This is a genomic window from Nonomuraea rubra, assembly GCF_014207985.1.
In the GTDB taxonomy this organism is placed as follows: Bacteria; Actinomycetota; Actinomycetes; order Streptosporangiales; family Streptosporangiaceae; genus Nonomuraea; species Nonomuraea rubra.
Genome location: NZ_JACHMI010000001.1, coordinates 12,571,850 through 12,592,681 on the forward strand (window position 1 = coordinate 12,571,850; position 20,832 = coordinate 12,592,681).

Consider the following 20,832-nt stretch of genomic DNA (forward strand, 5'->3'; position numbering starts at 1 on the left):
GCCATGCACGAGGTGCTGAGGATGGACGCCGTCGGCCAGGCCGAGGCGGTCAGGAACGGCCTGGTGTCGGCCAGGGAGCTGGCCGAGGCCGCGATCGCCCGCATCGAGGCCGCCGACGGGGAGCTGAACGCCGTCATCCACCGCCGCTTCGAGCGCGCGCTGGCCGAGCTCGACGCGATCCCGGCCGGCGCGCCCTTCCGCGGGGTGCCGATCCTGCTCAAGGACCTGGGCTGGCGGGAGGCGGGGGAGCCGTACAGCGCGGGCTCCGCCGTCCGCGACGAGCTGGTGGACGCCGCCGACGGGTACGGCGTCGTACGGCTGCGCGAGGCCGGGTTCGTGCTGCTCGGGCGGACGAACACGCCCGAGTTCGGCAGCACGATCAGCACGGAGCCGGTGGCGTTCGGGCCGACGCGGAACCCGTACGACCCGGCGTACTCGGCGGGCGGGTCCAGCGGCGGCTCGGCGGCGGCGGTGGCGGCCGGGATGGTCGCGCTGGCCACCGCGAGCGACGGCGGCGGGTCGATCCGCATCCCGGCGTCCCTGTGCGGGCTGGTGGGGCTCAAGCCGACGCGCGGGCGCGTGAGCCTGGGGCCGGCGCTGGGCGAGGGGTGGAGCGGGTTCTCGTGCCCGGGGTTCGTCACCAGGAGCGTGCGTGACACGGCCGCGGCGCTCGACGCCGTCGAGGGCATGCGCTCCGGCGACCCGTACGGCGCCCCGTCCCTGCCCGGCAGGCTCGCCGACGAGGCGGGCCGGGATCCCGGCAGGTTGCGGATCGGCTTCCTGACCACGCATCCCAGGGGCGACGTGCCGGAGACGCCCGAGCTGACCGAGGCCGTCACCGGGGCCGCCGTGCTGCTGGAGTCGCTCGGCCACGACGTCGCGCCCGGCGGCCCGCACGCGCTGGCGGAGACCGATTTCCCCGTCCACTTCGGCGCGATCGTGGCCGACAACCTGGCCGCGCACGTCGCGGCGCTGGGCGAGCTGCGCGGCAAGCCCGTGGAGCTGGAGGAGCTGGAGCCGCGCAACGCCGCCATGGTGCGGGCGGCGCGCGGGCGCAGCGCCGCCGACCACCTCAGGTCCGTGCAGTGGATGGACGGTTTCCGCCGCCGCATGGCCGCCTGGTGGGACGAGGGTCACGACCTGCTGCTGATGCCGTCGCTGGGCGTGGCGCCGTTCCCGCTGGGCTGGATCCCGCCCGACGACCTCAGCCTCGCCTTCGGCCGCACCGCGCACGCGGTGAGCTTCACCTCGCCGGTGAACGCGACGGGCCAGCCCGCCGTGTCGCTGCCGCTGCACAGGAACGCGGCCGGCCTTCCCGTGGGCGTGCAGCTCGTGGCCGCGGCCGGCCGGGAGGATCTCCTGGTACGGGTGGCGGCACAGATCGAGCAGGTCAGGCCGTTCGAGCACCTGGCCATGCCGTGACGTAAGGGAACTCCTACCCCCGGCGACGCGTTATGTCGTGAAAAGCCGGGGGTAGGGGGATCGACATGATGGCGAAGGCAGCACGGGCGGCGGCGGCATGGCGGACCTACCGCGAGGTGACCAGGCCCGGGTCGCCCAAACTGACGACCAGGCTCAGGGCGATCCCCCGGATGATCGGCGCGGTGATGCGCGGCCGGTACGCCGGCCTGGGCAAGGGCAAGCTGGCCATGCTCGGCCTCGGCGTGGTCTACCTCGTGTCGCCGTTCGACGTCGTGCCCGACTTCCTCATGCTGATCGGAGTCGCCGACGACTTCGGCGTGTTCCTGTGGCTGATGGCCTCGCTGCTCGGCGAGAGCGGCCGGTACGTGGAGCACGAGCGCCACGTGATCCAGGCCAGGCTGGAGGAGGGTTAGATCTCCTCCATCCGCAGCCAGGCCCGCGACGGCAGCGGGTGCCCGAAGAGGCGGGCGGCGTTGCCGTAGGCGACCCTGGCGATGTCGGCCGGGGGCAGCGTGCCGAGGTTGCGGGCCACCGACTTCTGCGTGTCGGGCCAGGTCGAGTCGGAGTGGGGATAGCCGCTCTCCTGCAGCACGTGGTCGAGGCCGACCGCGAGCCGCACCCCCGACAGGGCGTGGTCGTCGAGCGTGCCGAAGAAGAAGTTGCGGCGCAGCACCTCGCTCGGCTTGATGCCGCCCTCCCACGACGCCTCCCCGGCGACCGGGTGGTCGAGGGCGTAGTCGGCGCGCTCGGCCAGCATCGGCAGCCAGCCCACGCCGCCCTCGACGATGAGGATGCGCAGCGACGGGAAGCGCAGCGGCACGCCTGACCAGAGCCAGTCGGCGCAGGCGAACATGGCGCTGGTCGGCATCAGCGTGGTGATGGCCTCGATGGGCGTGTCGGGCGACGGCACGGGCGACCAGGAGGAGTCGCCGGTGTGCAGGCAGACCACGGTGCCGGTCTCCTCGCAGGCGGCGAAGAACGGGTCCCAGTGGCCGGTGTGGATCGAGGGCAGCCGCAGCCGGGTGGGGAACTCGGGGAAGACGACGGCCTTGAAGCCCCTGGCGGCATTGGCGCGGATCTCCTTGGCCGCCACGTCGGGGTCGGGCAGCCACGGGAGCTGCAGGCCGACGATCCGCTCGGGGTAGGTGCCCGCCCAGACGTCGATGTGCCAGTCGTTCCACGCCTTGACCAGGGCCAGGCCCAGCTCCTGGTCGCGGGTCCTGGCGAACGGCATGCCTGCTTGCCCGGCGAGCATGCCGGGGAAGCAGAGCGCGGCCCAGATGCCGGCGACGTCCATGTCCTGGACGCGGGCCTCGATGTCGTGGCAGCCGGGGCGCATGTGCTCGAAGCGGATCGGGTCGAGCGTGCGCTGCTCGCGCGGCAGCCCCGCGCCCACGTCGATGCCGGCGCACGGGTAGGTCGCGCCGTTGTAGCGCCAGACCTGGTGACCCGCCTCCGTCTCCACTACCTTCGGCGCGGCCTCGGCGTATTTGTCCGGCAGGCGGCCTTCGAACAGGTCGGGAGGCTCGATCAGGTGATCGTCGGCTGAGATGATCACATAGTCGCGCCGCCTGGGGTCAGGGTCGGGGAGCAGCGGCGTAGTCACGCAGGTAACCGTACGACGGCGGGATAACGTCGAACAAGCTGCGACGTATCCGTTGGGTATCCGAGGGGGTATTTGACCCGGGACCGCCGGGAGGGGGATGGCTGGCGATCCCGGGAGTGGCGGACCCGCCTCGCGCAGGAACGGGTCCGCATGCCCCACTACCCCGGCGATATCTGTTCAGTCAGCAAATGCCCGCGAAGTTCGGAGACCGCCGCGGAGGATAGTTGGAGCACCTCCCTGACGTACGCCTCGGCGGAGCCGTGCCTGGCCGCGAGGTCGGCCAGGAAGAGCCGCATGGCCTCGGCGGGCGCGAGCCCGAACCCCGGCCACAGGGGCGCGTCGGGATGCCGCCTGGTCCAGTCGGCGACGAAGCGCTCGGTGGCCAGTCCGGTGAGCGCGTAGTCCGCCACGATGTCGTCCTCGCTCACCCCCGCCAGCGACAGGACGAGCGCGGTGAGCACCCCCGTACGATCCTTGCCCGCCGCGCAGTGCACGACCACGGGCGCGTTGTCGGCCCGCGCGATGGTCTCCAGCGCGGTCCTGAGGTTCGCGACGCCGTCCTCGGTGACCTCCAGGTAGCGGTCGGCGAGGTAGCGGGCGACGCCCAGCTCCTCGCTGTAGGCGGCGGTGTCCCAGCGGCGCCCTTCGATGGGCAGGTTCTGGTAGAGCTGTCCCTCGGTCTCGGGGACCCGTCCGGCCTTCTCGACCTCGAACGGGTGGCGCAGGTCGATGACGCTGCGCACGCGCAGCGCCCGGAAGGCGGTCAGGTCGGCTCCGGTCAGCCAGCCCAGCGAGTCGGCCCGGTAGAGCCGCCGCCATCGGACGGAGCGCCCGTCCTTCGCGGCATATCCACCTACGTCGCGGAAGTTGCAGAGGTTGGTGAACTCAATGTGGCGGATCACCCTCAACACACTAATTGGCGGGTGTCGTCGCCTCCGGGACCCCAGCGGTCTCCTTGGCCCCCTGAGCCTTCCGCTCCGCGAGCTCGCGCCGGATCAGCAGCACCCAGCCGCCGAGCGCGATGCCGATGAACAGCCACCATTGGACGCCGTACGCCAGGTTGAGCCCGCCCCCCGCGCCGACGTCGGGCTCGGGCACCGGCGCGGGCGCGGAAGCGGGCGTGGGCTGCTGCTCGGTCAGCTCGACGTAGCCGCCCACGAGGCGGTAGGACAGGCCCTGCCCGATCTTGCCGGGGTCGATGAGGAGCACCTGGCCGGGGGGCAGCCCGGGGCGGTCGGTGATCCCGCTGTTCTCCTCGGTCTCGCCGGGGCGTAGCCGCCCCGTTACAGTTACCTGCCCGGTGGGCGCCGCGGGCACGGCGGGCGCGGCGTCGGCGGTGGCGCCGGCGGGCACCCAGCCCCGGTTGACGAGCACGGCCGTGCCGCTGCCGGTGACCAGGGGGGTCAGCACGTAGTAGCCGTTGCGGCCCTCCTGGGGGCGGCGGCGTACGACGAGCTCGTGGGCGGCGTCGTACGTGCCGGCGACCGTGACGCGCCGGAACCGGTCGCCCTCCTTGACCTGCTGCCCCGCGCTCGCGAGGCGCTCCAGCGGCACGGGCGCGGCCTCGATGTTGGCGGTCACCCGCTCGCTGTTGGCCGACCGTTCCTCGAACCGCCCGAACTGCCAGCGCCCGAGGAAGACGAAGGCGGGGATGACCAGGAGCACCACGACGTGGAGCGCGAGCCATCTGGGCGTCAGCAGGAACCGGTACACGCCTTCCAGGTTAGGCACCACCACAGGTGGTCCCGCACTCAGGCGCTCCGGACGTCGGCGCCTTCCCCCGGAACGGGCGTGACCTCGCGCGGCCCACTCACCTCGTGGCCGTCGGCGCAGCGGAAGTGCAGCTCGATGGGGGCGCCGCAGTCGCGGTGGGTGAGGAGCACCGGCGGGCCCTCGTCGCCCGACAGGTGCTTGTCGCCCCAGTGCATGAGCGCGACCAGCAGGGGATACAGGTCGCGGCCCTTCTCGGTGAGCCGGTACTCGTCGCGCTGCCGCTGCCCCGGCTCGCGGTACGGCTCCTTGCGCAGCAGGCCCTCGTCGACCAGCCGGGCCAGGCGGGCGCTGAGCACCTGGCGGGGGGCGCCGGTGATCGCCTGCATGTCGGCGAACCTCCGTACGCCGCTGAACGCCTCGCGCAGCACCAGGAAGGTCCACTTCTCCCCGACGATGTCCAGGGTGCGCTCGATCGAGCAGTTGTTCACCCGGAAGGGAACGTTCATTTTTGCATTATACCTGAGTTCAGTTGACAGACTCAGCCGCGAGGAGGAGGCTGGGTCTATGCAGGGAACCCAGATCCGCCCGGCCCGTCCCGACGACGAGGAGCGGATCAGACGCTTCCTGGCCGGCCTGTCGCTGCACACGCAGACGCTCCGGTTCTTCACCGGCGTCTCCAAGCCGGCCCCCGGCCTCGTCAGGACGCTGCTCCGCGTGGACGAGCGGCGCGACGCGCTCGTCGCGACCACGGAGTGCGGCGAGATCGTCGGCCACGCCATGAGCTTCAAGGGCGGCTGCGCCGACGTGGAGATCGCCGTGGTGGTGACGGACGACTGGCAGGGGCGCGGGCTGGGCCCGAGGCTGGTGGACACGCTGCTCCTGCGGGCCTCCGTGCGCGGTGCCAGGACCGTCGGCATGGACGTCCTGGGCGAGAACCGGCGGGTGCTCAGGCTCGTCCGCCGGCTCTGGCCGGAGGCCACGATGAAGGTGGCTTCCGGGACGGTCGAGGTGACCGCTATGATCGATCAGGCTGGCCTATTTGCGGAACAAGGTTCTGTTGCCACACCATTGACAGTGTGAAGAGTGTCAAGAACGGACGCGACGGCCGCACCCGCATCATCGAGGGCGCCCTCCGCCGTTTCAGCCAGGACGGCGTCTCCGCCACCACCCTGGCCAGCCTCCGTGAGGAAAGCGGCGTCAGCGTCGGCAGCTTCTACCACCACTTCGCCAGCAAGGAGCACGTCTTCGGCGTGCTGTACGGCGAGATCCTCGACGCCTACCAGGCGGCCTTCCTGGCCGAGCTGGTCCGCCACGAGGAGGCCCGCGACGGCATCGAGGCCATCGTGGCCTTCCACATGCGGTGGGCGGGCGAGCACCCCGAGCGGGCCAGGCTGCTGATCAGCGAGCGCCCGCCGCGCAAGAACGAGCCGGGCGGAGCCGAGGTGGCGGAGGCGCGGCGCGCGTTCTTCCGCCAGGTCTCCGACTGGTGGCGGCCGCACATGAAGAACGGCCGGCTGCAGCCCGTCCACGCGACCATGTGTTACGTGTTGTGGCTGGGGCCGGCGCAGGAGATGTGCCGGCTGTGGTTCGCGGGAGCGCACACCCCGACGGAGGAAGAGATCAAGGGGCTGGGTGAGGCGGCCTGGCAGAGCCTGCGCCAGCGGGCGGAATGAGCCCTGCGCGGGGAGCGATGATCTGAGCACCGTCTGTGGTGTTATTGTCCAAATGTGAGACGACCTCGGGCGCTGGTGCTGCCCACCTTGCCGGAGAGCGCGCTCGCCCGCCTGGGCGAGATCGCCGATCTGACCGAGGTTCCCGCACGACCGAGCCTCGGCTTCACCGACGAGCAACTGGCCGACCTGGTCATCGAGACGGGCGCGACCGTGCTCATCACCGACGGCGACCAGGTGCGCACGTCGGTGCTCGGCCTGCACCTGGACGTCGTGGCCAGCATGGGGCCGCCGGCGAGCGTGGACCTGGCGCTGGCGGCCGAGCGCGGCGTGACCGTCCTGCACGCCCCCGAGCGCGACTCGGAGGCGGTGGCCGAGCTGACGCTCGCGCTGCTGTTCGCGGTGAGCAGGAACATCGTCAGTGCCGACCGCGAGGTGCGCAGGGGGCGGGTCTACCACGCTCCCGTCCACCAGAGCAGGGTGCCTCCGGCGCAGCGCCACCGCGGCCGCAGGCTCACCGGGCGCACGTTCGGCATCGTCGGCCTGGGCCGGGTCGGCAGGGCGCTGCGCTGGCGGTGCGAGGGCCTGGGCATGAAGGTGATCGTCTGCGACCCGTTCGTGGCCGAGGCCACGCACACGCTGCCCGGGCTGCTCGCCGAGGCCGACGTGGTCTCCCTGCACGTGCCGCTGACCGAGGAGACGCGGGGGTTCTTCGGCTACCCCGAGTTCGGCGCGATGCGGCCGGGGTCGATCTACCTCAACACCTCCCGCGGAGCGCTGCACGACCTGCGGGCGCTGGTCGACGCGCTGCGCGAGGGACAGGTGGGCGGCGCCGGGCTCGACCACTTCGAGGGCGAGTGGCTCGACCGGGCCCATCCCCTGACCCGGCTGCCGAACGTGGTGCTCACCCCCAGGCTGGGCGAGGCCACGGGGGAGAGCCGGGAGGAGCTGGCGGAGACGCTGGTGGAGGACATCGCGCGGCTGCTGCGCGGGGAGCGGCCCGCGCACGCGTACGTGCCGGTGTGAGGGATCAGGCCACCTGCCGGAGCCGGCTCGGAACGTGCCAGCTCGCGCGGTCGAGCGAGATGTCCAGCCGCAGATCGCCACGCTGCCTGCGCAACCCGGGCACCCGCACCCTGTCGTGCACGTCGAACCTGCCCCGATGCGGATACCCGAACCCCAGCTCACCCGGCAGCACCCGCAGATCATCACGATTGCCGCAGCGCGGGCACGTCCACGAGACCAGGTCCAGGCCGCGGTTGTAGTCGGAGCAGGCGCTGAAGTATTCGTCGGGCCTGAATCGGGACTCACAGGCCAAGCAAGGGATCAGCATCGGGTCCGCTCCTCGGGGACGAACGTGTCGGTACGCATAGAGATACCGCGCGTCACTTGTCCGCCGCTTGCAGAATGCTTGGGTGTTTAAGTAACAGTATGAGCACTGTCGGTATCAGATCATGCTCGTGAGCCGGCGGTGAAAGGATGCTCCTGTGGAACGACTGCGCCATCACCTGCTCGACACCGGATACACGATCGACGGCGTGCGCGAACGCCTGGGCAGCATGGCGGCCTCGGCGCTGGCCCGCGAGGAACTGGTACCGGCTCTGCGCGCCACCGCCGACGGCGATGCGCTGGGCACCCTGATCAGGCTGTGGTGGCTCGGCGTCCCCGTCCCGGCCAAGTCCGTGGGGCCCGAGGTGCTCGACTCCGGGCTGGTCGAGGCCGATGGCGACCAGGTCGCCGCCACCGTGCACCTCCAGCCCTGGGAGACCGGCGGTTTCCTCGTCTCCGACAGGAAGGTGCGGCCGGGCGACCCCGCGCTGCGGCTCGACCACGTGGTGGGGGCGGGCGGTGCCTCGGCCAACCTGGCCCAGCTCGTCACCCGCCGCCCGGTGGGACGCGCGCTCGACCTGGGCACCGGGTGCGGGGTGCAGGTGCTGCACCTGGCAGGGCGGGCCGAGCGGATCACGGCCACCGATCTCAACCCCCGCGCGCTGCAGCTGGCCAGGCTGAGCTGGGAGCTGTCCGGGGTGAGCGGCGTGGACGCGCGCGCGGGCTCGATGTTCGAGCCGGTCGAGGGGGAGCTGTTCGACCTGGTCGTGAGCAACCCGCCGTTCGTCATCGCGCCGGCCCGCGCGGGCAAGCTGACCTACCGCGAGTCGGGCCGCGAGGGCGACGACTTCTGCCGCGACCTCGTCCGCCGCGCGCCGCTCCACCTCAACCCCGGCGGCCAGGCCCACTTCCTGGCCAACTGGCTGCACGTCGAGGGGGAGGACTGGCACGACCGCGTGGGCGGCTGGCTGGGCGAGACCGGCTGCGACGCCTGGGTGGTGCAGCGCGACGTGCAGGACCCGGCCGAGTACGTCGAGCTGTGGCTCAGGGACGCGGCCGAGCAGGGCACGAGCGCGTACACCGAGCACTACGACCGGTGGCTGGCCTGGTTCGACGAGCGGCGGATCGAGGGCATCGGGTTCGGCTGGATCACGATGCGCAACTCCGGCACGCTCGACCCCGTCGTACGCGTCGAGCACCTGGCCCACCAGGTCTCGCTGCCGGTCGGCGACTACGTCGACTCCGTGATCGACGCGATCGCCACCGCGCACCGGGCGCGAGGGCTGGACGCCGCGCTGCTGCGCACCGCCGACGGGCTGCTCGACGAGCGCGTCGGCCTGCCGGGCGCCGAGGACCCGATCCGCATCGTCCTGCGCCAGACGCAGGGGCTGCGGCGCAGCAGGGAGGTCGGCACGGTGGAGGCCGCGCTGGCCGGGGTGTGCGACGGCGAGCTGGCCCTCGGGCCGCTGCTGAACGTGATCGCCGAGCTGGTCGGAGACGGGGAGATCCCCGACTCCGACGCGGTCAGGCCGCTGATCGCGGAGGGCTACTTCCTCCTTTAATCGGGTGTTGATCCGACGTCAACCTCACCGTTGGATGCTGTGGGCCAGGACACGGACCTGGGGGGTTCGAGGGCCGTGTCAGGTCCGGCCGGTCGTCCGGAGTGAGGCGGCTAGCCGTTGCGCGGAGCATCCGGATAACCGGGCCCCCTAGCGACGCGCGACGGTCAGGATGACCGGCCGGGCTGAACACATCCGATTTCCTAGGGACAGCCTTGATCAACCATGTGTGGATGACACGTCTGGACGACGAGCTGTACTCAGGACTCGACGACGGGCCCATCGCCGGCGGGTTCGGGAGTGGCGATGCTGTCGAGCAGGACCTTGAGATCCCCGGCCTCGGGAGCGCCGAGCCTGGAGAAGATGTCGAAGGCCTGCCGTAGGCAGTCCAGGCTTCTCGTCGTGCTGCCGAGACCGCGCAGCGCCCTGCCCAGCACGGTGAGCGAGAGCGCCTCGCCGTACGGGTGGCCGATCTCGCGGGAGACCACCAGCGCCTGCTCGGCGTGGCGGACGGCGTCGGGATACCGCTCGGCGGCGATGAACGTCTCGGCCAGCCGGGAGCACACCCGTTGCTCCCAGACGCGCTGCTTGCTGGCGCGGAAGAAGGCCAGGCACTCGGCATGGTGGTGCACGGCCTCGGTGAGGCGGCCCACCCTGCTCAGGACGATGCCGAGGTGGTAGCGGGCACGGGCGGTGCCGGCGCCGCTGCCGATCTCGGTGAAGATGGCCAGGCCCTTCTCCGCCGCCGCGATCGCGTCCTCGGGACGGCCCAGGCCCAGGTGGTCGCGGGCCGAGTAGCTGAGGACCAGCGCCTCGCCGGCCGGCACGCCGTTCTCGCGGTACCACCGCGTGGCGGCCTCGAACAGCGACAGCGCCTCGGTGTGGCGGCGCTGGCGGCCGACGACGACGGCCAGGGCGTTCAGCACCTCGCCGGTGACGATCTTCTCCTGGCGGGCCCGCGACAGCTCGTGCACGATCCTGAAGTGCTGCTCGGCGTCCTTGAGCCGGTTGTCCGCGAACAGCACCCGGCCCTGCACGTAGCGGGCGCGCAGCTCGCTGCCCTGGTCGGCGTTGCGCTGCGCGGTGGCCAGCACGGCCTTGGTGCCGCGGTCGAACTCGCGCGTGTGCGTGCCCGCCTCCAGCAGCGGCTCCATCGCCACCAGCAGGTCCGCGGCGGGCAGCAGCTGCTCGGCGGTACGGGCCGTCGCGGCGGCCTGGTCGATGGCCGCGAACAGCGAGTCGCCCTCGGAGATCAGCCAGGCCACGGCCTCGTCCACGCTGGTGAAGGTGAGCCCGCTGCCGACGACCACGAGGTTGGCGGGGATCATGCTGCCCTCGTAGGCCAGGGTGTGCGCCGACTGGGCCGAGGCCAGGTAGAAGCCGAGCAGGCGGCGCAGCGCCATCGTACGGGCCTGGGGCCGCTCGCCCCTGTCCAGCGCCCGGCGGGCGAACAGCTTGAGCAGGTCGTGGAAGCGGTAGCGGCCCGGCGCGGGCGCCTCCAGCAGGCTGGCGTCCACCAGCGACTCCAGCACCTCCTCCGCCTCGAACATGCTCATCGACAGCACGGCGGAGGCGGCCCCGACGGAGATGTCGGGCCCGTTGGGCAGCGACAGCAGCCGGAAGGCGCGGGCCTGGACGGAGGTGAGCTGGCCGTACCCGAGGGCGAACGTGGCCTCCACGGCCAGGTTGCCCACTCGCAGCTCGTCGAGGCGGCGCTGCTCGTCGGCCAGCCTGGGCACCAGCGAGGCGACCGTCCACGAGGGCCGGGCGGCGAGCCGGGAGGCGACGATGCGTACGGCCAGGGGCAGGAAGCCGCACGCGGCCACCACGTCCATGGCCGCGCCGTGCTCGGCGGCGACCCGCTCGGCGCCGGCGACCGAGGAGAACAGCGACAGCGCCTCGTCCGGCTCCATCACGTCGAGATCCACGAGCTTGGCCGACGGCAGGTCGGCCAGCTTGCCCCGGCTGGTGACGATGGCGGCGCATCCGGGCGTGCCCGGCAGCAGCGGGCTGACCTGGGCGGCGTCGCGGGCGTTGTCCAGCAGCACCAGGATGCGGCGCTCGGCCAGGATGGAGCGGTAGAGGGCGGAGCGTTCCGCGGGGGCGTCGGGGATGACGTCCGGCGGCACGCCGAGCGCGCGCAGGAAGCCGCCGAGCGCCGACTCGGGCGCGAGGGCCTGGTCGGTGTAGCCGCGCAGGTCGGCGTAGAGCTGGCCGTCGGGGAAGACGTCGTCCACCAGGTGCGCCACGTGCACGGCCAGCGTGGTCTTGCCGACGCCGCCGATGCCGGAGATGGCCGCGATGGGCACGCCCTCGGCCGCCGGCTGGGCCGACAGGAGGGTGCGCAGGCGAACCGCGATCTCCTTGCGGCCGGTGAAGTCGCTGACGGCGGCCGGGAGCTGGGCGGGGCGCGGCAGCTCCAGCGCCGGCTGCTGCTGCTCCTCCTCGCCCGCCGGCTCCTCCTCCTGGGGGACCTCCGCCGCGGCGAGCGTGGGGTCGGCGGCCAGGATGCGCTGGTGCAGCGCGGACAGTTCCGGGCCCGGCTCGATGCCCAGCTCGTCGATGAGCGCCTCGCGCGTCTCGGTGAAGACGTTGAGCGCGTCGCCCTGCCGGCCGCAGCGGTACAGGGCCAGCATGAGCTGGGCGCGCAGCCGCTCGCGCAGCGGGTGGTCGGCGGTGAGCGCGATCAGCTCGGAGACGATCTTGGCGTGGTTGCCGAGCTCCAGGTCCACGTCCATGAGCGTCTCGACGACGCTGATACGCCGCTCGACCAGGCGGTCGCGCTGGTGCTCGGAGTAGGGGCCGACGGTGCCGGCCAGCGGCTCGCCCTCGAACAGGGCCAGCGCGGCCCGCAGGGCGCGGGCGCACTCGGCCGGTTTGCCGGCCTTGCGGGCGGCCTCGGCCTGCTGGATGCCGCGCTCGAAGCGGGTCAGGTCGAGGGAGTCCTCAGGCAGGCGCAGCGCGTAGCCGCGGCCGATCGAGGTGAGCAGCTCGGGGCGGGAGCGGGCGGGCCTGTCGGGTTCGAGCACGGTGCGCAGCCTGGAGACGTACGTGCGCAGCGCGCCCAGGGCCCGCGGCGGGGCCTCCTCGCCCCACACCGCGTCGATCATCTCGTTCGGGGTGACCGCGTGGCCTTCCCGCAGGAGCAGCATGCCGAGGATGGAACGCTGCAGCGGGGTGCCCAGGTCGAGTTCCTGGCCATCACGCCACGCGCGGACAGGACCGAGCACGGCGAACCGCAGCCCGCTCTCAACGCTCTGACCAGCCATGCCGTCTGTCTCCAAGCCAATGGAACGATTTGTTACCAAATGATAGATCCATCACTGCTCGTCACCTAGGTTCGGGCAGATCGTTCATCTGTGCGTTGATCCGTCGTTAATCCGGTTTTGAGCCCGTCCCCGGATGCTGAGGGTCGGAGCCACACGTGATACGCATCGCGGGGGCGTGTGTCATGTAGAGGCTGCGCGGACCGGAAAAAATACCGGCCCCGCCCTCCAATGTCGGGCGGGGCCGTCGGTGAACGGTTTTCAGGCTGCCTCGACCAGTCCGAGCCTCATCAGCAGCCGCTCGCGTACGAGCGGCCATTCGGAGTTCAGGATCGAGTAGAACGCGGTATCTCGGACCGTGTTGTCGGCGCCTCGGCTATCCGCTCGCCGCACCCCGTCGAAGTGTGCGCCGAGTGCCTCGATGGCGGCCCGGGATCTGGTGTTGCGTACGTCTGCCTTCAAGGTGATGCGGTGGACGTTCCAGGTCTCGAAGGCGTGCGAGAGCAGGAGGAACTTGCTCTCCCGGTTGGCACCCGTACCTTGGGCGCTCGCGCCCAGCCAGGTGTAACCGATGTCGGCCACGGACGGAACGTCGCCCACCGCACCGCGTGTACCCGGAGGCCAGGGCATGGGGCCCTGCCAGTACTCCAGGTGCATGAGACGGGTGGCACCGACCACGCGGTCGGTGTTCAGCCACCGGATGGCGAAGGGCATCGTGCGGCCCTCCGCCTGCTCAGCCATGGCGGCCTCCACGTAGGAGACAACCTCGTCCCGGCCGTTCGGGACGCGAGTGAAGGTGTAGGTGGAGCGGTCTTCACTCGCCGCGGCGACGAGGTCATCGACCGCCGCGAGGCTGAGAGGCTCCAGGCGCACGAGGCGCCCGGACAGGGTGACAAGAGCGGGCATGAGCACATGATGAGGGTTGCCCGACGTGCACGTAACCAGGCCGTGCGGGCCAACTTTCCGCCGGTTTTTCACCCACGGAGTTTCCGCAGGTCAGAGGCCCCTTTTGGGGGATGGTAAACCCGCTCTTGGGGAAAGATTCGCCTAACCGTGACCCTGGCCGGACCCTAGCCCGCGCAGGGCGCGGGAACGAGCGCGCGACGCGGTCCAGGTGCCACGCCGCGGTGGCTCGCCGACAGCTCTCGCAGACCCGTCGAGAGGAAGTCGAGATTGTCCGCGATCCACGGCAGCCGGAGCGGATCCGGGCTGTTCAGGGCGGTCAGGCGCTCGTCCGGAGAGTCGCCGTAGAGCAGGCTCACCGCGACGCGCACCCGGGCGGCCGAGGGGTCGTCGCCGAAGGCGTGCCCCGGCAGGACGCCGATGCCGTGCTCCTCCAGCAGGAGCTTGGTGATCTCGGCGGAGCCGCCGAGCCGTAGGTGACCGAGGTCGGGATAGAGGTAGAAGCCGCCCTGGGGCTCGGGGACGTCGGCCCCGGCCTCGACGAACCTCTCGTACACCGCCCGCGCGACCAGGCCGTGCAGCCGGCGGCTGCGGATGACGCGCTCGGTCAGCTCGGGCGGGTCGCCGAAGGCGTAGGCGGCGGCCTCCTGCACGGGCGCCGCGGGCGCCGACCAGATCTCGCTGGCCACGGCGAGCAGGCGGGTACGCAGCAGGTGGCCGCTCTCCGGCAGCCTGGCCACGCCGATCCGCCAGCCGCCCAGCGCCAGGCTCTTGCTCAGCCCGGTGGTGATGATCGTGCGCTCGGGCGCCAGATCGGCCGGCGAGGTGTACGGCAGAGCCGGGTCGTGCACGAGGTCCCGGTAGATCTCGTCGGAGATGATCGTCAGATCGAGCGCCCTGGCCACCTGCACCAGGCGGGCGACGGTGGCCGGCGAGGCCAGCCGTCCCGTCGGGTTGTCGGGCAGCGTCACCAGGATCGAGCTGACCGTCCTGCCCTGCGCCCTGGCCCTGACGACCTCGGCGGTCACCAGATCCGGATCCGGCACCCCGCCCTCTCCTGGTGGTGCGGGCACCAGGAGGGGACGCGAGCCGACCAGATCGGCCTGCGCGGCGTAGCTGACCCAGCTGGGCATGGGCAGGACGATGTCTCCGCCGATCGCCAGGAGCAGGCCGTACAGCAGCGACTTGCTGCCCGGTCCGCTGACGACCTGCTCGGGGTCGGTGACGAGCCCCCGTCGTGTCCAGTAGCCCGCTGCCGCGGCCCGAAGCCCGGACGCCCCCGCGACCGGCCCGTAGCCGTTGCGTTCCGAGGCGGCGGCCAGCCTGTCGCGCAGCGCCGGGTGGACGGGCAGACCGGCCTCACCGAAGGCCAGGTGCAGCACGCGTTCCCCGGCGCGTCGTCTTCGCTCGATGTCCTCATTCGCCGCCAGAGTGGCGGACAAGGTAACGGTCATGTTTGTCACGTTCCCAGGGTGGTTGGATGAAGGCATCAGCACAAGCGACCCTTTTTGTGGGTAGGCATAAGGAAGTCTGATGCTCGAATTGCGGCGGTTGGTCCTGATCTGCGAGTTCGCCAGGAAGGGAAGTATCGCGGCGACGGCCGAGTCGCTCGGCTACAGCCCGTCGGCGGTCTCCCAGCAACTGGCCGCGCTCGAACGCGAGACCGGCACGGCCCTGATCGACAGGACGGCGCGCAGCGCCGAGCTGACCGACGCGGGCCGGCGGCTGGTCCTGCATGCCGAGCGCATCCTTTCGATGGTGGAGGAGGCGGAGTCCGACCTGTCCGCGCACGCGGGCACGCCCGCGGGGCGCGTCGTGGTGACCGCCTTCCCGACGGCGGCGGTGGCGTTCGCGCCGGCGCTGGCCCGCTCGCTGCGCCGCCACACCGAGCTGACGCTCCGGCTGGGCCAGAGCAGGTCGGGGCGCGGCATGCGCGAGGTGCAGTCCGGCGAGGTCGACATCGCGCTCGTGGACGACTGGTACGGCGGCGTGCGCGACAGCGAGACCCTTCGCGTCTTCCCGCTGCTGCGCGACCCCCTCGTGCTGGTGGTGCCGCGCAAGCACCGCCTGGCCGACCCGGAGGTGCCGGTCGACCTGCGCGAGCTGCGCGACGAGCCGTGGATGGCCACGCCCGACGGCGAGCCCTCGCGGCTGGCGGTGGACCGTCTGCTGGTGGACGTGGGCGGCACCCGCCCGACGCCGTGGGAGTTCGAAGGACTGGGAACCATCCTCTCGCTGGTCGCCAAGGGCATCGGCATCGCGGCCGTGCCCGCGCTCGCGCTGGCCGCCGGGGTGCGCGGCCTGGCCGTGCGGCAGTTCCCCGGCAACCCCGTCGGGCGCGACGTGCACGCCGTGGCACGCGGCTCCAGCGTGCACCGGCCGTCGGTGTCGGTGACGCTGCGGGCCATCCACGTGGCCGCGCGTTACCTGGCGGCCGATCTGGACCCCGTGCGTCCCGCCGAGCGGACCCGCGACAGCGGGCCGGCCGGCGAGGAGCTGCTGCGCGATCCGGTGCGCTCGGCGAGCGACGTGGTGGGCCGCTCCTTCGGGGAGTGAAACCTCCGGTCCCGACGCGATAACGTCTGCGCCTATGGCGCCGACGTACGACATCGAGCAGCTCCTGCTCTCCCAGCCCAGCATCCGCACGGTCGCGGGTGTCGACGAGGTGGGCCGCGGCGCGTGGGCCGGGCCCGTCACGGTCTGCGCGGTCGTCACCGACCTGAGCGAGCCGCCGGCCGGGCTGACCGACTCCAAGCAGGTCTCCGAGGCCAAGCGGGGGCCGCTGGCCGCCGAGCTGGCCACGTGGGCGGCCGGCATCGGCTTCGGCGAGGCCACTCACCAGGAGGTCGACACGCTCGGCATGACCGAGGCGCTGCGCAGGGCCGCGCGCAGGGCGCTGGAGTCGCTCCCCGTCCGGCCCGACGCGGTGATCCTCGACGGCAAGCACGACTACATCGGCGCGCCGTGGCCGGTGCGGCTGGAGGTCAAGGGCGACGCGGCGAGCATCTCGGTGGCCGCCGCCTCCGTGCTGGCCAAGGTGCGGCGCGATGCGTACATGGCGACGATCGGCTGCGAGGAGTACGGCTTCGCGGAGAACGCCGGATACCCGTCGCCCGTGCATCAGGAGGCGCTCGCCCGGCTGGGGCCGACCCCACATCACCGGCTTTCATGGTCATACCTTGACGATCTGCCCCAATGGCGGCATCTCAAGCATCACCGTGATCCGCTGGCGTGCGAGGGGCAGGAAACTCTTTTCGCCTAGTCCGGTCAAGGGCCGCGCGTGACGGCCGCGAGCCCGCCGGGGATCGGTCATCATACGGGGAATGCGGATCGGGATCTTTGTCGTCGCCGGGCTGTTCCCCGGGCAGGAGCCTGGGCGGGTGCTCACGAACGCGGTCGAGTGGATCGTCGCGGCCGAGGAGGCCGGGTTCGACGACGCGTGGATCGCCGAGCACCACTTCATGCCGTACGGCGTGTGCCCGTCGCCCGCGACGCTGGCCGCGGTCGCGATAGGCAGGACCACGCGCATCGGGCTCGGCACGGCCGTGAGCGTGCTGTCCACGCAGCACCCGGTGGCGCTGGCCGAGCAGGCCGCCATGTTGCACCACCTGTCCGGCGGGCGGTTCACGCTCGGCGTCGGCAGGGGCGGGCCGTGGGTGGACCTGGAGGTGTTCGGGACCGGGCTGGAGCGGTACGAGCACGGCTTCGCCGAATCGCTCGACCTGCTGGTCGAGGCCCTGTCGGGCGGGCCCGTGTCGGCCGACGGGGAGTTCTTCCGCTTCCGGGAGGTGCCGATGGTGCCGCCGGCGCGGATGCGGCCGGTGGTCGCGTGCACCTCCGAGGGGACGGTCGAGCTGGCCGCCGCGCGCGGGCTGCCCATGCTGCTGGGGCTGCACATCGGGGACGACGACAAGGCCGCCCTGGTCAAGCGGTACGGCGGCGGGACGGGGGCCGGGCACGTGGCGGCGGGGCTGGCGTACGTGGCCGACTCGACGGAGGAGGCGGTACGCGAGCTGAAGGCGGCGATGCCCGCCTGGCTGGGGCCCGGGCTGGCCGGGTACGTGCCGGTGGACGATCGGCCGCGCAAGGTGCGGGACGCCGATGAGTACGTGGACCTGCTGACGAGGATCCACCCGGTGGGGTCCGCCGCGCACTGTGCCGAGACGTTGCTGCGTACGGCGGAGAACACCGGGATCGAGCACTTCGTCCTGCTCGTGGAGGGGCTGGGGGAGCACGAGCGGACGCTGGCGAACATCAGGAGGTTCGGCGCCGAGGTGCTGCCCCTGCTGCGCTGATCGCGCCGAGGGTGAGCCGGGCTCGCGCCCGGCTCACCGGACGGAGGCTCAGCAGTCGACGAGCTCCGGCTTCTGGTTGAGGATCTGAGCGCGCGGGGTGACGAAGTCGGCCAGCGCCTTCGTCGCCGCCGGGTCGAAGACGGCCACCCGGTGGCAGTTCTGGAAGGCCAGGCGCACACCGTAGTGGCGCTCCAGCGCGCCACGCATGGAGTCGCTCGCCAGGCAGCGCAGGAGCTGGCCGCGGGCCTCCTCGGACGGCGGCGGCACCTCGTTGTCGGCGAACTCGGCCCCGCTGTGCTCACGCTGCTTGACCAGCTCGCTGATCAGCGACCACGCGTAGGGCAGTGAGTCGCGGACGCAGGCGAGGAACGCCGCGTCGTCCACCTCACCGGCTCTGGCCTGGTCGAGCAGATCGTTCGGAACGGTCAGCGACATGCTGTCTCCTCTCGAAGGGGGTTCACCTTGACGCTAGGTCACCGGAGTGAAGCGCTCCAGGATCCTTGCGGGAACAGTCGTGTGTGCTTGACAACCTCGTCAGGGCCCGTACACGAAGCCGGGGTCGACCTGCTCGGCGAGGTCGGCGCCGGTGCGCTCGTTGGCCCACGCGCGGGCGTTGCGCAGGTGGAACTCCACGGTCTGGCGGCCGAAGCGGGCCCAGTCCTTCTCCTGCTCGTCGAGGGTCTTGCGGAGCAGCGCCAGCGCGTCGGAGTTGGCCGGCTCCAGGTCGTCGAGCGTGAAGTGGCGGCCCTGCTCCATGGCGCGGACGGCCGCCGAGTGCTCCATCCAGGTGAGCAGGTCGTCGCCCACGTGCTCGCGCAGGAAGTCGACGTCGGACTGGCCGTGCACCTTGTTGCCGACCACCGCCAGGGCCACGTCGTATCTGGCGGCGTACTCGCGGTACTGCCGGTAGACGCTGACGCCCTGCCGGGTGGGCTCGGCCACCAGGAACGTCAGGTCGAAGCGGGTGAACAGGCCGGAAGCGAAGGAGTCGGCTCCGGCGGTCATGTCGACCACGACGTACTCGCCGTGGCCGTCGATCAGGTGGTTGAGCAGCAGCTCCACCGCGCCGACCTTCGAGTGGTAGCAGGCGACGCCCAGGTCGTCCTCGCTGAACGGGCCCGTGGCGAGCAGGCGGAGGCCGTCGGGGGTGGTCAGGCCGTACGGGTCGGTGGCCAGGTCCTCGAAGCGCAGGAGCGTGGAGCCGCTGCCGGGCGGGGTGGTCTTGACCATGACGTCGGCCGACGGGATGCGGGGGTTGGTGCCGCGCAGGCGGTCCTTGATCTCGGTCAGGTGGGCGCCGAGGGGCTCCGGCTGCCTGTCCAGGCCGAGCACCAGGGCCAGGTGCTGGTTGATGTCGGCGTCCATGGCCACCACGGGGGCGCCCTGGGCTGCCACGTGCCTGGCGAACAGGGCCGACATCGTCGTCTTGCCGCTGCCGCCCTTTCCGACGAACGCCACTCTCACGGTCTGCTCCTGGTGAGGATGAAAATCGTTTCCGTTCGGGACGGTCACCATCATGCCACAGCCCGCGTTCGGCCGGGGCTGTTTCGATCCGTGGGAGTTGGAGAGGCGCGGTCAGGCGCAGGTGGCGTCCAGGTTGACCGGAGTGTCGGCGCCAGGGGTGGTGGACGGGCTGTGGGCCGGGGCGGTCTTGGTGGAGGCGGGCTCCTCCAGGGAGTCGGAGACCTTGCGGCGGATGAGGTACCAGTCCGGGTCGGCGGTGTTGATCAGCGGCGGGACGAAGTTGAGGCTGCGCAGCTTGGCGTTCTTCACCTTCTGGGACAGGTCCACGACCGCGGGCAGCAGGTCCTGCGGCAGGTCGGTGGAGATGGCGCGCTTGGTGGCGGCGGCCAGGCGTTCGAAGCTGTTGAGCACGGTGATCGGGTCCGCCTGCTTGGCCACGGCGTTGAGCAGGCATTTCTGGCGTCCCATGCGCACGTAGTCGTCGCTGTCGGTGCGCGAGCGGCCGTACCAGAGGGCTTCCTCGCCGGACAGCTTGCGGGTGCCGGCGGGCAGGAGGCCCTCGCGGCGGCGGCCGTACACGATGGGCTCCTTGATGGTGACCTGGACGCCGCCCATCGCGTCGATGATCTCCGCGAAGCCCTTCATGTCGACCATGGCGTAGTAGCTCACGGGGATGCCGAGGATGTCGGAGACGGTCTGCTTGATGAGGGTGGGGCCGCGCCGGCCCTTCTCCGCGCCGGGCACCAGCTCCGGGTGGTCCTCGGCGTACTGGAAGACCTCGTTGAGCAGGCCGGGGGTGTCGGGGCCGCCGCCGGTGAAGCCGAACGGGAAGAGCTCCCTGGCCGGGCCCTCGGGGAGCTGGACCTGCTGGAGGTTGCGCGGCAGGCCGAACAGGACGGTGTCGCCCGTCTGCACGTCCACGCTGGCCACGGTCATGCTGTCGGTGCGCACGCCCGGCCGGCTCGGCGCCGAGTCGCCGCCGAGGAGCAGGAAGTTCACCCGCTCGGCCCCGTTCCAGGGGTCCTGCGACAGGACGGGGGTGGCGGTGTTGGTGGGGGAGAACAGGGTGTTGACGACGTCCCGCGACAGGTACGCCAGCCGTGTCGCGTACACCGTGGGCGCCAGGACGAGCGCGCACAGCGCGATGGCCAGGGTGGTGGTCAGGAAGCGGCCGACGGTGTCGGCGCGGGCGGGGCGCACCAGCAGGAACGACCAGATGATCACCCCGGTCCACAGCAGCGCAATCGCCACCAGCGACACCGTGAGCCAGATGAGCCAGCGGGGCTGGACGGCCAGCGACAGGAGGTGGGTGCTGAAGGCGGTGAAGACGGTCAGCGCGGCGGCCAGCATCACCACGTAGGCGGCCATGAGCGCCAGGCCGGTCTTGCGGCGCTCCGCGGCCAGGTGCGCGACGCCCCACAACAGGGCCGAGGCCAGCGTGAGCGCGATGCTCGCCCCCAGGCCGAAACGTCGATCTTCTCCCGTCATGCCTGGTCGAACCCCCATTGTGTACCCATCCACGTGACCCTAGTCAGGTGATGTGCGTGATAGGCGGTACGTAAGGGAATGCTTCGGTCAAATGCCCGTCAAGACCACCTTGAGATA

General features: G+C 71.7%; 20 protein-coding genes. 9 read left to right on the forward strand and 11 right to left on the reverse strand.

What is annotated here, in order from left to right:
* The first annotated feature begins 3 nt into the window (after positions 1-3).
* Both HD593_RS58455 and HD593_RS58460 read left to right on the forward strand, forming a co-directional pair.
* Positions 4-1,422, forward strand: coding sequence for an amidase (locus HD593_RS58455; protein WP_221525469.1), 1,419 nt, complete (start codon positions 4-6; stop codon positions 1,420-1,422).
* A gap of 65 nt (positions 1,423-1,487) precedes the next feature.
* On the forward strand, positions 1,488-1,835 hold the full coding sequence (locus HD593_RS58460; protein WP_246547320.1) for a YkvA family protein: 348 nt from the start codon (positions 1,488-1,490) through the stop codon (positions 1,833-1,835).
* On the opposite strand, the gene HD593_RS58465 is transcribed toward HD593_RS58460, so the two are convergent.
* The 4 genes from HD593_RS58465 to HD593_RS58480 all read right to left on the reverse strand — a co-directional run bounded on the left by HD593_RS58465 (position 1,832) and on the right by HD593_RS58480 (position 5,247).
* Positions 1,832-3,028 (reverse strand): amidohydrolase family protein, encoded by a 1,197-nt coding sequence (locus HD593_RS58465; RefSeq protein ID WP_185111405.1) that lies wholly within the window; start codon positions 3,026-3,028, stop codon positions 1,832-1,834. The genes HD593_RS58460 and HD593_RS58465 overlap by 4 nt on opposite strands.
* A 158-nt stretch (positions 3,029-3,186) precedes the next feature.
* Entirely contained in the window at positions 3,187-3,930 is a 744-nt protein-coding gene (locus tag HD593_RS58470; protein WP_185111406.1) for a tyrosine-protein phosphatase, read from the reverse strand.
* A gap of 10 nt (positions 3,931-3,940) precedes the next feature.
* Complete coding sequence (locus HD593_RS58475; RefSeq protein WP_185111407.1) at positions 3,941-4,741, reverse strand: SURF1 family cytochrome oxidase biogenesis protein; 801 nt, start codon at positions 4,739-4,741, stop codon at positions 3,941-3,943.
* Between the two features lie 38 nt (positions 4,742-4,779).
* Positions 4,780-5,247: a winged helix-turn-helix transcriptional regulator gene (locus HD593_RS58480; RefSeq protein WP_185111408.1), complete on the reverse strand. Its 468-nt coding sequence runs from the start codon at positions 5,245-5,247 to the stop codon at positions 4,780-4,782.
* A gap of 58 nt (positions 5,248-5,305) precedes the next feature.
* Between HD593_RS58480 and HD593_RS58485 the strand changes: the two genes are divergently transcribed.
* The 3 genes from HD593_RS58485 to HD593_RS58495 are packed head-to-tail and all read left to right on the forward strand — an operon-like array spanning position 5,306 to position 7,437.
* Positions 5,306-5,821 carry a GNAT family N-acetyltransferase gene (locus HD593_RS58485; RefSeq protein ID WP_185111409.1) on the forward strand — a complete coding sequence of 172 codons (516 nt, stop codon included), beginning with the start codon at positions 5,306-5,308 and terminating at the stop codon, positions 5,819-5,821.
* Positions 5,818-6,414 (forward strand): TetR/AcrR family transcriptional regulator, encoded by a 597-nt coding sequence (locus HD593_RS58490; RefSeq protein WP_185111410.1) that lies wholly within the window; start codon positions 5,818-5,820, stop codon positions 6,412-6,414. The genes HD593_RS58485 and HD593_RS58490 overlap by 4 nt, the downstream gene beginning before the upstream one ends.
* 54 nt (positions 6,415-6,468) lie before the next feature.
* Positions 6,469-7,437: an NAD(P)-dependent oxidoreductase gene (locus HD593_RS58495; protein ID WP_185111411.1), complete on the forward strand. Its 969-nt coding sequence runs from the start codon at positions 6,469-6,471 to the stop codon at positions 7,435-7,437.
* 4 nt (positions 7,438-7,441) lie between these two features.
* On the opposite strand, the gene HD593_RS58500 is transcribed toward HD593_RS58495, so the two are convergent.
* Positions 7,442-7,744 (reverse strand): hypothetical protein, encoded by a 303-nt coding sequence (locus HD593_RS58500; protein WP_185111412.1) that lies wholly within the window; start codon positions 7,742-7,744, stop codon positions 7,442-7,444.
* A gap of 154 nt (positions 7,745-7,898) precedes the next feature.
* Between HD593_RS58500 and HD593_RS58505 the strand changes: the two genes are divergently transcribed.
* Complete coding sequence (locus tag HD593_RS58505; RefSeq protein ID WP_185111413.1) at positions 7,899-9,302, forward strand: DUF7059 domain-containing protein; 1,404 nt, start codon at positions 7,899-7,901, stop codon at positions 9,300-9,302.
* A gap of 257 nt (positions 9,303-9,559) precedes the next feature.
* Here HD593_RS58505 and HD593_RS58510 read toward each other — a convergent pair whose 3' ends face one another.
* The 3 genes from HD593_RS58510 to HD593_RS58520 all read right to left on the reverse strand — a co-directional run bounded on the left by HD593_RS58510 (position 9,560) and on the right by HD593_RS58520 (position 14,922).
* Positions 9,560-12,568 (reverse strand): AfsR/SARP family transcriptional regulator, encoded by a 3,009-nt coding sequence (locus HD593_RS58510; protein WP_185111414.1) that lies wholly within the window; start codon positions 12,566-12,568, stop codon positions 9,560-9,562.
* Positions 12,569-12,826: 258 nt separating this feature from the next.
* On the reverse strand, positions 12,827-13,471 hold the full coding sequence (locus tag HD593_RS58515; RefSeq protein ID WP_185111415.1) for a GNAT family N-acetyltransferase: 645 nt from the start codon (positions 13,469-13,471) through the stop codon (positions 12,827-12,829).
* Between the two features lie 164 nt (positions 13,472-13,635).
* On the reverse strand, positions 13,636-14,922 hold the full coding sequence (locus HD593_RS58520) for a pyridoxal phosphate-dependent aminotransferase (RefSeq protein WP_185111416.1): 1,287 nt from the start codon (positions 14,920-14,922) through the stop codon (positions 13,636-13,638).
* A gap of 79 nt (positions 14,923-15,001) precedes the next feature.
* Here HD593_RS58520 and HD593_RS58525 point away from each other — a divergent pair, with 79 nt between their 5' ends.
* From HD593_RS58525 to HD593_RS58535, 3 genes are all read left to right on the forward strand, one after another.
* A complete protein-coding gene (locus HD593_RS58525; RefSeq protein WP_246547322.1) occupies positions 15,002-16,024 on the forward strand; it encodes a LysR family transcriptional regulator in 1,023 nt (340 codons plus the stop codon).
* Positions 16,025-16,058: 34 nt separating this feature from the next.
* On the forward strand, positions 16,059-16,730 hold the full coding sequence (locus HD593_RS58530) for a ribonuclease HII (protein ID WP_185111417.1): 672 nt from the start codon (positions 16,059-16,061) through the stop codon (positions 16,728-16,730).
* A gap of 61 nt (positions 16,731-16,791) precedes the next feature.
* A complete protein-coding gene (locus tag HD593_RS58535; RefSeq protein ID WP_185111418.1) occupies positions 16,792-17,763 on the forward strand; it encodes an LLM class flavin-dependent oxidoreductase in 972 nt (323 codons plus the stop codon).
* A gap of 48 nt (positions 17,764-17,811) precedes the next feature.
* On the opposite strand, the gene HD593_RS58540 is transcribed toward HD593_RS58535, so the two are convergent.
* The 3 genes from HD593_RS58540 to HD593_RS58550 form a co-directional block, all read right to left on the reverse strand.
* Positions 17,812-18,198 (reverse strand): SCO5389 family protein, encoded by a 387-nt coding sequence (locus HD593_RS58540; protein WP_185111419.1) that lies wholly within the window; start codon positions 18,196-18,198, stop codon positions 17,812-17,814.
* Between the two features lie 99 nt (positions 18,199-18,297).
* On the reverse strand, positions 18,298-19,227 hold the full coding sequence (locus HD593_RS58545; RefSeq protein WP_185111420.1) for an ATP-binding protein: 930 nt from the start codon (positions 19,225-19,227) through the stop codon (positions 18,298-18,300).
* Positions 19,228-19,338: 111 nt separating this feature from the next.
* A complete protein-coding gene (locus HD593_RS58550; RefSeq protein WP_185111421.1) occupies positions 19,339-20,715 on the reverse strand; it encodes an LCP family protein in 1,377 nt (458 codons plus the stop codon).
* Positions 20,716-20,832: the final 117 nt, after the last annotated feature.